Annotated in this window: 12 protein-coding genes; 9 read left to right on the top strand and 3 right to left on the bottom strand. The window is 37.7% G+C overall.

What is annotated here, in order from left to right; all coding sequences use genetic code 11:
- The first annotated feature begins 4 nt into the window (after positions 1-4).
- From LVD15_RS21825 to LVD15_RS21815, 3 genes are all read left to right on the top strand, one after another.
- Entirely contained in the window at positions 5-1186 is a 1182-nt protein-coding gene (locus LVD15_RS21825) for a tetratricopeptide repeat protein (protein WP_233777315.1), read from the top strand.
- Between the two features lie 221 nt (positions 1187-1407).
- Positions 1408-1791: a hypothetical protein gene (locus LVD15_RS21820; RefSeq protein ID WP_233777314.1), complete on the top strand. Its 384-nt coding sequence runs from the start codon at positions 1408-1410 to the stop codon at positions 1789-1791.
- A 542-nt stretch (positions 1792-2333) separates the two neighbouring features.
- On the top strand, positions 2334-3398 hold the full coding sequence (locus tag LVD15_RS21815; protein ID WP_233777313.1) for a glycosyltransferase family protein: 1065 nt from the start codon (positions 2334-2336) through the stop codon (positions 3396-3398).
- Between the two features lie 52 nt (positions 3399-3450).
- On the opposite strand, the gene LVD15_RS21810 is transcribed toward LVD15_RS21815, so the two are convergent.
- The 3 genes from LVD15_RS21810 to LVD15_RS21800 all read right to left on the bottom strand — a co-directional run bounded on the left by LVD15_RS21810 (position 3451) and on the right by LVD15_RS21800 (position 7088).
- Entirely contained in the window at positions 3451-5037 is a 1587-nt protein-coding gene (locus LVD15_RS21810; RefSeq protein ID WP_233777312.1) for an amidohydrolase family protein, read from the bottom strand.
- Positions 5038-5041: 4 nt separating this feature from the next.
- A complete protein-coding gene (locus LVD15_RS21805; protein ID WP_233777311.1) occupies positions 5042-6100 on the bottom strand; it encodes an alpha/beta hydrolase in 1059 nt (352 codons plus the stop codon).
- A gap of 109 nt (positions 6101-6209) precedes the next feature.
- Positions 6210-7088, bottom strand: a complete 879-nt coding sequence (locus LVD15_RS21800; RefSeq protein ID WP_233777310.1) for a hypothetical protein — start codon at positions 7086-7088, stop codon at positions 6210-6212.
- Positions 7089-7470: 382 nt separating this feature from the next.
- Between LVD15_RS21800 and LVD15_RS21795 the strand changes: the two genes are divergently transcribed.
- The 6 genes from LVD15_RS21795 to LVD15_RS21775 all read left to right on the top strand — a co-directional run bounded on the left by LVD15_RS21795 (position 7471) and on the right by LVD15_RS21775 (position 12944).
- Entirely contained in the window at positions 7471-7803 is a 333-nt protein-coding gene (locus LVD15_RS21795) for a hypothetical protein (protein ID WP_233777309.1), read from the top strand.
- Between the two features lie 51 nt (positions 7804-7854).
- Positions 7855-8331 (top strand): hypothetical protein, encoded by a 477-nt coding sequence (locus LVD15_RS21790; protein ID WP_202245069.1) that lies wholly within the window; start codon positions 7855-7857, stop codon positions 8329-8331.
- A 244-nt stretch (positions 8332-8575) separates the two neighbouring features.
- The gene (locus LVD15_RS21785; protein ID WP_233777308.1) at positions 8576-9397 is read left to right on the top strand and encodes a glycosyltransferase family protein; all 822 of its coding nucleotides are present in this window, start codon (positions 8576-8578) and stop codon (positions 9395-9397) included.
- 120 nt (positions 9398-9517) lie between these two features.
- Positions 9518-9643, top strand: coding sequence for a hypothetical protein (locus tag LVD15_RS26950; RefSeq protein ID WP_255763314.1), 126 nt, complete (start codon positions 9518-9520; stop codon positions 9641-9643).
- A 466-nt stretch (positions 9644-10109) separates the two neighbouring features.
- A complete protein-coding gene (locus LVD15_RS21780; RefSeq protein ID WP_233777307.1) occupies positions 10110-11411 on the top strand; it encodes a WG repeat-containing protein in 1302 nt (433 codons plus the stop codon).
- A 354-nt stretch (positions 11412-11765) separates the two neighbouring features.
- Positions 11766-12944 carry a glycosyltransferase family protein gene (locus tag LVD15_RS21775; protein ID WP_233777306.1) on the top strand — a complete coding sequence of 393 codons (1179 nt, stop codon included), beginning with the start codon at positions 11766-11768 and terminating at the stop codon, positions 12942-12944.
- Positions 12945-13034: the final 90 nt, after the last annotated feature.

Genomic DNA, 13034 nt, shown 5'->3' with positions numbered 1-13034 from the left:
GATTATGAAAAGAATGATTTTATTACTGGCTGCAGTTACTATAGCCGGATATTCTTTTGGACAAAAGAAGCCTAAGATCAACCAGGCGGAAAAAGCACGTGAAGAGGGTAACTTAGGTGAAGCAAAAGATATAATAGATGCAGCAATAGAACACGAAAAAACTAAGGATGATGGTAAAACATGGTACTACAGAGGCTTAATATACGCTTCTTTAGATACAACTAGCAATCCTCAGTTTCAGAACCTGGCTAACGATCCATTGAAAGAAGCAATGAAGGCTTTTGATAAAGCTGAAGAACTAGGTGGTAAAAACGAATATTACATTAGTGATGCCAACGGTTTGCCAATCCTTCAAAGTCAGCAAATGCAAACACTTTGGGGATATTACTTAAACAAAGGTGTGGAAGGTTATCAGGCACAAAAAACTGATCAGGCAGTGAAATATTTCACTAAAACTCAGTTAGTACAGCCTAAAGATACTACTGGTTATATCTATGCTGGTTTGGCAGCTCAGTCTGGTGAAGACTATGCTACTGCAGCTAAAAACTACTACACACTTATTAATGACCTTGATTATCAGAGCGAAGACATTTATAACTCTTTAATCTATATTGAAGGTACTATAAACGAGGACAAAGAGAAAGCTTTAGCGCTTGTGAAAAAAGCAAAAGAAGCATTCCCTAACAACACTGACTTTGCTAAGTCTGAAATCAATTACCTGATCCAAATGGATAAAATTGATGAGGCTAGAAACGAAATTGAGACAGCTATAGCGAAGGAGCCAGACAACAGTAACTTGTACTTTACTTTAGGAGTAATGTACGAAGAGCTGGAGAACAGACCTAAAGCTATTGAAGCTTATGCTAAATCTGTAGAGCTTGATACTAAGAACTTTAACGCTAACTTTAACCTGGCTGTGCTTTATTACAACAAAGCAGTAGACTTGATTAAGCAAAAGAATAACTTAGGTATTACTTCTGAAGATCAGAAAAAAGCTAAAGCAATGGAAGGCGATATCCAACAAGCATTAAAAGATGCTATGCCTTACTGGGAAAAAGTTTTAGATCTTGAGCCTGAAAACAGAGCAGCACTTGAGTCTTTACAATACATCTACAGCCAATTGAAATTAAACGAGAAAGCTGTAAAAGTAAGTGAAAAATTAGAATCTATGGGTGACGCTGAATAAGCAACACTAACGGATTACAAAATATTAGGAGCTTCTCGGAGCTCCTTTTTTTATGCGGAAAAAGTAATAGTGTAGGGCTAACCGTGACGAAAATTCCACACCTCATACGCATTTCACAACAATTTCATGCAAAAATAAGTCAAAATAGAAGCTATAAACACATTTTCGGGTCATGGTATGATATTTTCATTTGATATATCAGAACCAAAAAACTTTAGAAAATGAGATCAGTAAAAATAATATCAGGAGCCATTGCCGGCGCAGCAGCAGGATATTTAACCGCCACATTAATAGCACCACGTAGTGGAAAGCAAACCTTAAAAAATATAGACACTAGCTTAAGCAAGCCGGTGAAAGATATCAGAATGACCTTAAATAAGGTGGCCTATAAACTGGGAATTATCTCTGAGAAAAAGAAAGCTGAACTCAACAAGAACACCATAGAAGCTTATAACGCCAACAGAAAAATGGCTAACGACAAATTCATGCATCCTGAAGATCACCACGCCAAAGAAAATGTGAACGATACATCAGCCGCCAACAAAGCCGTGATGAACAGCACAGCTAAGAGCGCATTAAGCAAAGTGCCGGTAAATGCTAAATAAGATTAGATAATAACTTTTGTTAAGAGCCTCTTCGATAATCATCGGAGGGGCTTTTTTGTTTGTGACAGATATCTGAACTGTAGAGGAATTAATTTATGGAGATAGTGGGGAAAATATACTCGAGAGGAAAGGGTTGGAGCATGAGGATCTTAATTCTCTATTTAACATAATATAAATTATATAACAAGTTGACAATTACTATATCAAACCATAATCTTTTCTAGTCGCGCTTTCCATTTAATCCAGTCAGGCACTAGCCTAAAATTTTTAACCAAATCAATTTTTAATTTAACAAGGTCATTGGCTCTTTTGTGTTCAAGGCTGCTGCCAATGAAGATGTGTTAACCCATTCATCAAAAAAGAAATATAAAAAGCAGCAGAAGAAGGTATCTGCAAATGAGAATAAAGAGAATATAAGGTTGGGGCCACAGTACCTTTCCTTTTTCACACTAACTTAACCTCCTCACAACCCAATCTTAATCCTATTTGCTTACTATTGCCGCGCAAACCGGGTAATGGAATCCGGCTTGTTCAAATTATTGATGAGAGAGACAGAAAAACTGAAGATCGGGATAACTACTTGCTCCATGGGAAATGGACATTGGATGAAGGCCATAGCCATTCAGGCCGCGCTCAAAGAAAGAGGTGTAGAGGCTGAGATAGTGGATGAATCACAGGCGCTAAGCCCAGGTGCCGAAAAGGCGATGAAGTTCTTTGAGGGTATCTACAATATGGCTTCAAAATCAAGGGTGCTGCAGAAGATCAACGAATTCATATCTAGCGGTAAGAATTCCTACCTGGCCGGATGGTTTGAGTACGTGATATCTAAACTGAATGCTAAAGGACCGGCGCTTGAATATGATTGCATCATTTCTACCTATCCTACCATAGACAAGGTGGCAAAGATTGCCAAAGATGTACCTATCATAAGATTACTGCCTGATATCTATGCGCACGATCTTTATTTTGAAGAAAGCAAACGCCCCATTACCTACGTGGTATCATCAAAAAAGCTTAAAAAGAGGATAGCCAAGGGTAAGGAAGCAGCGTTGACCATCAAACCCAAAAAATCAAACATTTTCAATACTGGCACCATTACTCATCCCAAAAGCGCGATATATAAAGAAGATGACGGCACCTTGCTATTAAAATTAGGTGGCGCGGGTGCGCAACAAGCCTTGCTATTGGCCATATTAGAACATATTGAGCATGATAATATGGTAGTCTTTGCGCATAGCAATCAGGAATTTTACGAGAAGCTGATTGCCCAGACAAATATTACAGTAGTCTCCGAACCGTTTTACTATACAGACAAATACACAATTATCTACCATGAAGACAAACGTACTGCCCTTGAAGCTTTTGAAGAAGTAAGGCAATATGCTAAGGCATGCATTGCAAAACCCGGAGATGTAACTAGTGCGGGTACCGCCTACCTTCTCCTCTATCCTATTGGCCTTCAGGAAATTGATAATGCCAACTGGTCCAATACGAAGGGATTCACCCAATGGGCATTATCTGAAAAGGAGATGCAACTTAGCGAATACGAGCAAGGTAAATTGATTGCCCAAGGATCAATAATGGTGTTTATGATTTTGATGCTATGAGATCAACCCTTAAGGATCTGAAAATGAATGGTGCCTACGATATTGAGCTCTTTTATTGGATTGGATAATGTTCAATAACGAAGGCTTTGGCATTTTCTACAAAGAGTCTTTCAACCACTTTTTCTACGTCCCCAAAACTTTGTAAACCATAAAATGCTTGTGATGTGTTAAGGCGCTCATTTTCAATATGTTGAATTAGTTTAGTTTTTAATCCTCTATATTCCAAGGCTGTTTTGAATTCATTAATAGGGTCAATAAAGCCCTCAAAATCTGACCCCAGGGTAATTCGATTCCAAATGATAAATTTTTCTTCTGAGGTAAGATCTGTACGTTTATAAACCGCATCTAATGTAGCCTTCAAGTTCAGCCAGAAAGCTATGATAGTATTTCTACCTCCTGTCTTTTTTTGTTCTTTAGGTACCCCCATAATCCGTTGATCTAATGACAGTCCCAATAATCCAGCCGTCTCATAAATCATGTTAATGTCTTCATCGCAAACATTGATATTCCAGTTGTTTAATACATCGGTTGGATCAAAACTATCGTCCTTTTCCTGATTATAATTAGAAATGAGCTCGTCAAGGGTTTTTCTTCCGCTGTGTCCACAGTGGCTGGCAATAACCGGAATATTTATCCCCTTGTCCTGACAAGGCCTTATAATCTGTTCATAATATTCTTTTCTGGAGCAGGCACTCATGTGTTTTACATCTATCAGTATTCTGTAGGCTTCCGACGGATCTTTTTCATTGTCTTCAGTCAGGGCAAGCAGTTTTCTTATTACTTTCCAGCCATCATTGTTAAATTTACCATTCAGATTTGTTTTTTGATTTAATATTAGTGAACCTACATCCGGAAAACTATGAGCATGCCCACACAGTTGATTATTGAAATGATGTGCTAAAGTCATAAAAAAGATTGGATGCTTCCATTCCTTTTTTATGAACTCAATGTTTTTCAACCAGTCGATGATGGTACCTTGATCTGTGCCCAGTGAATGCCCTCCTTCAATAGTAAGAACCATAGTGATTTCTGCGTCATTGCTTAAAGATTCCTTCAGGGCTATAAGGTTTTTAGGGATACGAAATATTCCGGAGGCATCTAGTAACTGAGGATATTTGCTTCTTCTGCGTTCTGCATTTTCAAATATTCGTCTTAAACCGGGTATTAAAATTTTGCTACGGCTTTTTAGTCCCTCTCGTATAATGGCAAACTGATATTCATCATTGAGTGCTTGCCAATACGTATAGTCTGATGATTGGATATAGTCAATAATGCGGTCAGGTATTCTCATAACATACATTTGCAAAAAATCCCTAATTGGAAGCTCTTTTGAAGTAAGAAATCTGATTAGCCGCTCTTTAACGGTACCAGAATGATCACCTTTAAAAGCCTCTGAATCGAAGAATCCCTTTTCAATGGGGTATAGTGCGTTAAAGGTTAGTGACACCTTGCCGTTCAATAATTTGACGAGGTCTGCTTGACCATATCCGGAAGCCATTCCGGCTTTCTCCAAACTACGCATATTGGAGGCCACTATAGTCCAGGGGTTAAACATATCTTGCTTACGATATTGCTTTTCTTTAGCTTTTAACCAAAAATATGCTCTGGAGTGGTTATGATTATGTATATCCGCTATCATGGTATCAGAATTCAGCACTAAAAATGGAGGTTTTACCATTAAGAACGTCTATAATATCCTCCGCTACACTGACACTATCAATATAGTACCAGTGATGAACGAAATCGGACTTTAATCCTTTTTCGTCTCTTATTCCTGTAACGTTAGACTGAAATACTCCATCAGGTAGTTTAAGGGAATTTTTTGCACCCCAGCGGCCTAATCGGTTAAAAGCATTCTTTGTTTTCTCAGAAATTCCTAAGGCGCGGTCATGATTATGGTAATAAATATGTACTCGTTCCGCCATATCTATCACGTGACTTAGTGGCTTAGGCTCATGAATAGCGTCATAGTCGATATCAGCAGCCATCAGAAAAATTTCCCCGCAGAGATTGTTTATTTTGCTCTTCATTGATTCCATCTCCATAAACATTGACTCTAAGACTCTATTGCCCATAGAATGGCACATAAGATGAACTTTTTGGTCACAGGGTTCCAATAGAGGTTTTATATCATAAGGTGCCGAGAAATATTTTGAGTACAGGTCTTTAAGCTTGGAAATAGCTCGTGCCAATGCGTAACCAGATATCACAGCATCTCTCACGTCATCACGATATTCCAGAATTTTCTCCTTCGCGGGCCAAGTAAATAACACAATATGTTTTATAGGGCTTTCCTCATTCTCTACATAAGTATCATGCAGATGTTTTAATGTTTCAAGAGCATTATTAAGGTCTGTTTTGTAACCATGAATAAATACCAAGATATCTTCCCGCTTTTCCGCGGCGCATCCTAATTCATACAACTCATTAAACATTACTTCAGACCCTAGTTTCGGACGCTCAGGCCTGTCACGATTAATGATATAATTTTTCATTACATTCTCACTAGGGTCTTTATATATTTCAATAGTAAACTTGGTATTTTGCGCATTATTGAAAGAGATTGTTCCATACCTTATCTCATCTCTGGCTTGTTCACTGCCATCTATTCGCAAATATTCTTCATCATTTACCTTATAAAATTTCTCCTGATCACCATGGGTGGTAATGAGTCGGTTTGTTATTATATAATGCTTTACCATGGAATTTTTTTAAACAAAATCGAAATTATTTTAACATAGTTCAATACCCAGGTTTGGGTATTTTAATTAATTGTAAAGGACCTTATTAAGATGGAATCTAGTAGTTGTTTTATTCTAATTTCAGTGGAAAACCTCCCGTAAAACTTATTGAAGTTATAATCTGGTTCCCGGTTAAACCTATTGCATTATCATTGGGATAAAGCCAATTATTATACAATTCGGCCTTTAGGTTTTTTAATCTTAAACCGACCTTAACATGAGGGCCAATGAAAAATCGTTCTTTAGTATGAAAGATCATTTCTCTTTGATCTTCTTTGGATTTAATATCACCTCCTATATTTCTGGCATTAAGTCCAATGCCAAATGTAATGGAATACTGATCTCGTTTTCCCATTGGTATAAATTCATGAAATAGATTAAAATTATAATCAATTATTGTAGCCTGAAGCTTCGAGTCTTTTAAATAGTAATCCAAACTTGAGCCCAAGAAATGAGTTTCAAAACCTGATAGAATACCCCAGCATAATTTTTCTCTAAAATAACCTCTTAGATTAATGGCACCAGACCTTCCGGAATTTAAAGGTGTTAATACAGAAGAACCAAAAATGGTATTATTGGAGATTGTGGAATCATTTTCATACTCTGCAACAAGTGAATCTCTCGTACTTGCAACATTTATAATCACTTCTACTTCTATTCCATAGAGAAAGAGATAACCATTATGTTGATTCCATGCTTGCTGATCCAAGTATTCCCTGAATTGTACACCTATTCCGGTATTTACCGGTATTTTTGATTGAGATGTAAAAGATTCCTGCAGATTTCCCTGACCAACAAACTCAATAGTAGCACTTTTCTCCGGAACGGAGTCATAAGGTTGGAAAAATGCTGATTTATTTGTTGGCTGGTATAACTCTAACTCTTGGGCTTGAGAAATATTCATTATCATAAATAAAATTAAGCCAAACAATTTTGGATATGTTTTCATTGTATTGATAAATTTTATTTTCAATTTTCATTTAAAATGTGTCATCCACAATACCCAACCTTAGGCATTTTACTATTGAAATACCTACACAAAGCCACCCTAAACTCATACTGTTGCTGGAAGTATAATCGACCTCTTGCTGTAACAGTAGCTCTTCCAAGAACGGATAGAATCTAATAACCTCTTGATCTGTCTATCTGAAACCAGAAACAAAGTATTACCCCCAACAACCCATTCCTTCACACTAACTTAACCTCCTCACAACCCAATCTTAATCCTATTTTATTACTATTGCCGCGCAAACCGGGTAAGGCAGTCCGGTTTGCTCAAAATTTAGATGAGAGAGATTGAAAAATTGAGGATCGGGATAACTACTTGCTCCATGGGAAACGGCCATTGGATGAAGGCCATAGCCATCCGGGCCGCGCTGAAGGAAAGAGGTGTAGATGCTGAGATAGTGGATGAATCACAGGCACTAAGTCCAGGTGCGGAAAAGGCGATGAAGTTCTTTGAGGGTATCTACAATATGGCTTCAAAATCAAGGGTGCTGCAGAAGATCAACGAATTCATATCTAGCGGTAAGAACTCGTACCTGGCCGGATGGTTTGAGATAGCTGACGGGGCGTCTATTTTTTATTGGTGTTCGCAATGCCCTCGTGCCGAGCGGGCAAATACTTTTTGCATTGCTAAAAGAGCATTTGTCAAATTATATTAAATAGTCATGCAGGATACTTAATTTTGTGTTGAAATCAATGTTATATCCGGTATGAACTACATCTCTGAGCTGGAGTTAAGAGAATTCCTCAATGATAAAAATAATCGTTTTACCAACTTGTCTGGTATGCAGATCGGATGGTCAGAAGAAACGGGTATTTGGACTTTTCTAATGCACCAAAGTTATGATCAGGGGCCATATGAGGTTAGTATAGCCACTGAGTATGATAGTTTAACCGATTTTATTACGGGCTTTAAGCTATATAATGTTAGCGAAATAGATCACTTGAACTATACAAGTAGCTGGATGCGATATCTGAATGGAGAGGCTGAAATTATTATTGCTCCTATGGAATTAGAGGCATCACTTTCATTTAAAATACTCAAGCTTAAGACTATTATCTTTAGCCTGGAGCTGCATTTTTATGACGAGGAATATGAACATTTAACAATGCCAGAAGATTTTGAAAGATATATCTTAAAAAAAGAATCATTGCTACGAGTGGCCACTCAAATGAGGTATAAGTAATTGCTGTCTGCAGTAACTGCACTGATCATAGTTGAAACAGATGCCCATTTTTTCATTCGGTTTAAAAGCTAAAACAATAAAACCCCATATAACCCATTCCTTCACACTAACTTAACCTCCTCACAACCCAATCTTAATCCTATTTGCTTACTATTGCCGCGCAAACCTGGTGATGCAATCCGGTTTGTTTAATATTTAGATGAGAGAGATTGAAAAATTGAAGATTGGGATAACTACTTGCTCTATGGGAAATGGGCATTGGATGAAGGCCATAGCCATCCAGGCCGCGCTGAAAGAAAGAGGTGTAGAGGCTGAGATAGTGGATGAATCACAGGCGCTAAGCTCAGGTGCCGAAAAGGCGATGAAGTTCTTTGAGGGTGTTTACAATATGGCTTCAAAATCAAGGTTACTGCAGAAGATCAACGAATTCATATCAAGCGGTAAGAATTCCTACCTGGCAGGGTGGTTTGAGTATGTCATATCTAAACTGAATGCTAAAGGACCGGCGCTTGAATATGATTGCATCATTTCTACCTATCCTACCATAGACAAAGTGGCAAAGATTGCTAAAGAGGTACCTATCATAAGATTACTGCCTGATATCTATGCGCACGACCTTTATTTTGAAGAAAGCAAGCGGCCTATTACCTACGTGGTATCGTCAAAAAAGCTTAAAAAGAGAATAGCCAAGGGTAAAGAAGCAGCATTGACCATCAAACCCAAAAAATCAAATATTTTCAATACGGGAACCATTACCCACCCTAAAAGTGCGACATTCAAACAAGATGACGGCACTTTATTATTAAAGTTAGGCGGAGCTGGCGCACAGCAAACCTTGCTTTTGGCCATATTAGAACATATTGAGCATGACAATATGGTAGTCTTTGCGCATAGCAATCAGGAATTTTATCAGAAGCTACTTGCCCAGACAACAATCACAGAAGTCTCTGAACCGTTTTACTATACAGAGAAACACACAATCATCTACCATGAAGACAAGCGTACTGCCCTTGAAGCCTTCGAAGAAGTAAGGCAATATGCTAAGGTATGCATCGCCAAACCCTGAGATGTAACTAGTGCGGGTACCGCCTACCTTCTCCTCTATCCTATTGGCCTTCAGGAGATTGATAATGCCAACTGGTCCAATAAGAAGGGGTTCACCCAATGGGCATTATCTGAAAAGGAGATGCAACTTAGCGAATACGAACAAGGTAAATTGATTGCAGAAAGGATCAATAATGGTGTTTATGATTTTGATGCCATCTTTGATATAAAGAAATACCATGAATCTCCGTATTTCACTTTTAAATAACCGGCACCTGATTCAACTTCGTCCGACTCGAATTGTAATGCTGACTGAATATGATTTATAATAAGGTTCTTACTCGAAATTTTTTCTACTGTCTCGATTGGCGGGAGTTTTACTTTCATCCTTGAAATTATTGAGCCTTGATTTGATTGGATATTTACGTTAATACTAAATAAAAAACAATAACCGTTCCTAGGTAATTTTCAAATGAAGGTAGAATATATTTGAGAACTAATTCAATTTTTACTAAAAAATCAGCACAAGTCAAGTAACATAACGCAGGACATTATATAACAAATAGAGTGTTTTGCCGACAGCTCGCTGTTTAATTTAAAATCAGTTATTGTCACTTTAGTGTTGTAACGGTAATGATTTTATGGTAAAGCAAAATACGGTGCATTCTTAATTATTTTCAGAAAGGGTTTAACTCAAATTGAAGTATATTTGAAATAGTTAAATTATATCTGATATGGCTAGATCAACAATTATTTTTTTCTTATGGATTGTATTTTTTACATCAGTTGAGGCGCAGGTAAGTATTAAAGCCGACAAGATGGGTTATTTTTATGAGGGGTTACTGGCTGTCCAAAAGGACAATAAATGGGGTTTTGTAAATGAACAAGGTGAATTAATCGTTGATTATCGTAATGATATTGAAACTTTTGGCCCCCCTTTTGATCCGGATTGGTATTTGAATCTTCGCAATGATTATATGTATCACCCCTTCAATACGCTACCAGTCTTTTCCAATGAACGTTGTATTATCAAATCAGGTGATAAATATGGGTTTATAAATACTAAAGGTAATATTGTAATTAAGCCAAAATATGATGCTGCTAGGCCTTTCTATATGAATCATGCGTTGGTAATGTACGAAAGTAAAGTACTCATTATTGATATATATGGCAATGAAATAGGAAAAATTGAGGAACCTACAACATCCAGTTCCGATAATGAAATTGATGTAGTTTGTTTAGATACGGATATAAATAGAGAAGAAAAGAAATCTACGAAGCAGGCAGCTTCAAAAATAAAAAAAGCCAAGGAAATTTTAAGGCAGTTTAGGCTTAATGGTGCTGGCGTAACTGGTTATACAAATACTTCAGGAAACTCATGCTTCTATTTTTATGACTTGCATGGCAAGTTGAAAAGTAATAGATGCTTTGCCGCGATAGGACAATTCAGTGAGGGGTCAGCCCCCGCGCAATTTTATGATGATGCTGGTGCCGAAAATTATTATGGGGTGATTGATAGTGATGGTAAAGTTACAGTCGAGCCTAGATATAAATATATACTCGGAACTTTCAGTAATGGGATGTTGGCGGTTTATGATGATGATTACAATCTTGGTTATATTGACAAGTCAGGTAATTTGAAAATACCAATGAAGTATGCTGGTGGTATGCCGTTTTACGGAAAATATACGGTGGTGAAACTTCATAAGGCAGAGCTGCAAAAAATGCTTGGAGATACTTACTATAAGACCTTTGCTGACTTTGTACTTATTGATCAAAAAGGCATGGTTGTTCAGACATTTCAAATTGAGAGAAGTTCACATTTGCCAAGGAAAATTGATTTTGGTTACTTATATACAGGTTATAAGCAAACGTATTGGATAAGCGAAAATGGGCAAGAAATAATAAAATGGCCGGAAGAAGGAAATCCTTTAATTGTTAATACCTACCCAGGTCCATTTTATTTAAGAAAATTTTTAGATGGTGCCCAGCATGTGCAATTTTATGATTACCAAGGCAAGTTAATACTCAAGTAAGATAAATGTTCTCTCGGGCAATTAGATGAAATTGACTATTTGGCCTTCACGTCAAAGCTGATAGTGCAGCGTGGATCAATTTGTTTGGCATTTTATGTACATGAATAATTATTTTTCATAGGGCAGCCAGCTGCGCTGTTGTTAATGAAAGTACTTTTTGTTATGAAAGCAAAATTTCAAGAATTTGATATATTTTTATTTTATCAGTCTGATACCGGCATAAATTTTGAAATACACAAAATCAGGACACATTCCTTCACACTAACTTAACTTCCTCACAACTCAATCTTAATCCTATTTGCTTACTATTGCCGCGCAAACCGGGTAATGGAATCCGGCTTGTTAAAATTATAGATGAGAGAGATAGAAAAATTGAGGATCGGGATAACTACTTGCTCCATGGGAAATGGCCATTGGATGAAGGCCATAGCCATCCAGGCCGCGCTTAAGGAAAGAGGTGTAGAGGCTGAGATAGTGGATGAATCACATGCGCTAAGCCCAAGTGCAGAAAAGGCGATGAAGTTCTTTGAGGGTATCTACAATATGTCTTCAAAATCAAGGGTGCTGCAGAAGATCAACGAATTCATATCAAGCGGTAAGAATTCCTACCTGGCCGGATGGTTTGAGTACGTCATATCTAAACTGAATGCTAAAGGACCGGCGCTTGAATATGATTGTATCATTTCTACCTATCCTACCATAGACAAGGTGGCAAAGATTGCTAAAGAGGTACCTATCATAAGATTACTGCCTGATATCTATGCGCACGATCTTTATTTTGAAGAAAGCAAACGCCCCATTACCTACGTAGTATCATCAAAAAAGCTTAAAAAGAGGATTGCCAAGGGTAAGGAAGCAGCGTTGACCATCAAACCCAAAAAATCAAACATTTTCAATACGGGCACCATTACTCATCCCAAAAGCGCGTCATACAAAAAGGATGACGGCACCTTACTAATAAAGTTAGGCGGAGCTGGAGCACAACAAATCCTGCTTTTGGCCATATTAGAACATATTGAGCATGACAATATGGTAGTCTTTGCGCATAGCAATCAGGAGTTTTATCAGAAGCTGATTGCCCAGTCAACAATCACAGAAGTCTCTGAACCGTTTTACTATACGGAGAAATACACTATCATCTACCATGAAGACAAGCGCACTGCCCTTGAAGCCTTCGAAGAAGTAAGGCAATATGCTAAGGCATGCATTGCCAAACCCGGAGATGTAACTAGTGCGGGTACCGCCTACCTTCTCCTCTATCCTATTGGCCTTCAGGAAATTGATAATGCCAACTGGTCCAATGCGAAGGGATTCACCCAATGGGCATTATCTGAAAAGGAGATGCAACTTAGCGAATACGAACAAGGTAAATTGATTGCCGAAAGGATCAATAATGGTGTTTATGATTTTGATGCCATGAGATCAACCCTACAGGATCTGAAAATGAATGGTGCTTATGATATCGCAGATTTGGCCATAAAGAAGGCATCTAAAAGAATAAAAAAAGCCAACACGGTTCATAAAGCTTCATAAATACTAGATCCAAAACACATAATTTTTAAATATCTCGGACCTTAATGGCTTAAACTATTTACTATAGCGAGAGACTATCTATACCTCCAA

This window comes from Fulvivirga maritima (assembly GCF_021389955.1).
Lineage (GTDB): Bacteria > Bacteroidota > Bacteroidia > Cytophagales > Cyclobacteriaceae > Fulvivirga > Fulvivirga maritima.
This window is presented reverse-complemented; position numbering and strand designations above follow the sequence as displayed.

What these genes read in the sequence shown, in the direction of transcription:
- LVD15_RS21800 (WP_233777310.1), bottom strand. Translation starts at nt 7,088, where the DNA reads ATGAAAACATATCCAAAATTGTTTGGCTTAATTTTATTTATGATAATG.
- LVD15_RS21775 (WP_233777306.1), top strand. Translation starts at nt 11,766, where the DNA reads ATGAGAGAGATAGAAAAATTGAGGATCGGGATAACTACTTGCTCCATG.
- LVD15_RS21790 (WP_202245069.1), top strand. Translation starts at nt 7,855, where the DNA reads ATGAACTACATCTCTGAGCTGGAGTTAAGAGAATTCCTCAATGATAAA.
- LVD15_RS21795 (WP_233777309.1), top strand. Translation starts at nt 7,471, where the DNA reads ATGGGAAACGGCCATTGGATGAAGGCCATAGCCATCCGGGCCGCGCTG.
- LVD15_RS21785 (WP_233777308.1), top strand. Translation starts at nt 8,576, where the DNA reads ATGGGAAATGGGCATTGGATGAAGGCCATAGCCATCCAGGCCGCGCTG.
- LVD15_RS21815 (WP_233777313.1), top strand. Translation starts at nt 2,334, where the DNA reads ATGAGAGAGACAGAAAAACTGAAGATCGGGATAACTACTTGCTCCATG.
- LVD15_RS21825 (WP_233777315.1), top strand. Translation starts at nt 5, where the DNA reads ATGAAAAGAATGATTTTATTACTGGCTGCAGTTACTATAGCCGGATAT.
- LVD15_RS21805 (WP_233777311.1), bottom strand. Translation starts at nt 6,100, where the DNA reads ATGGTAAAGCATTATATAATAACAAACCGACTCATTACCACCCATGGT.
- LVD15_RS26950 (WP_255763314.1), top strand. Translation starts at nt 9,518, where the DNA reads ATGCAACTTAGCGAATACGAACAAGGTAAATTGATTGCAGAAAGGATC.
- LVD15_RS21810 (WP_233777312.1), bottom strand. Translation starts at nt 5,037, where the DNA reads ATGATAGCGGATATACATAATCATAACCACTCCAGAGCATATTTTTGG.
- LVD15_RS21780 (WP_233777307.1), top strand. Translation starts at nt 10,110, where the DNA reads ATGGCTAGATCAACAATTATTTTTTTCTTATGGATTGTATTTTTTACA.
- LVD15_RS21820 (WP_233777314.1), top strand. Translation starts at nt 1,408, where the DNA reads ATGAGATCAGTAAAAATAATATCAGGAGCCATTGCCGGCGCAGCAGCA.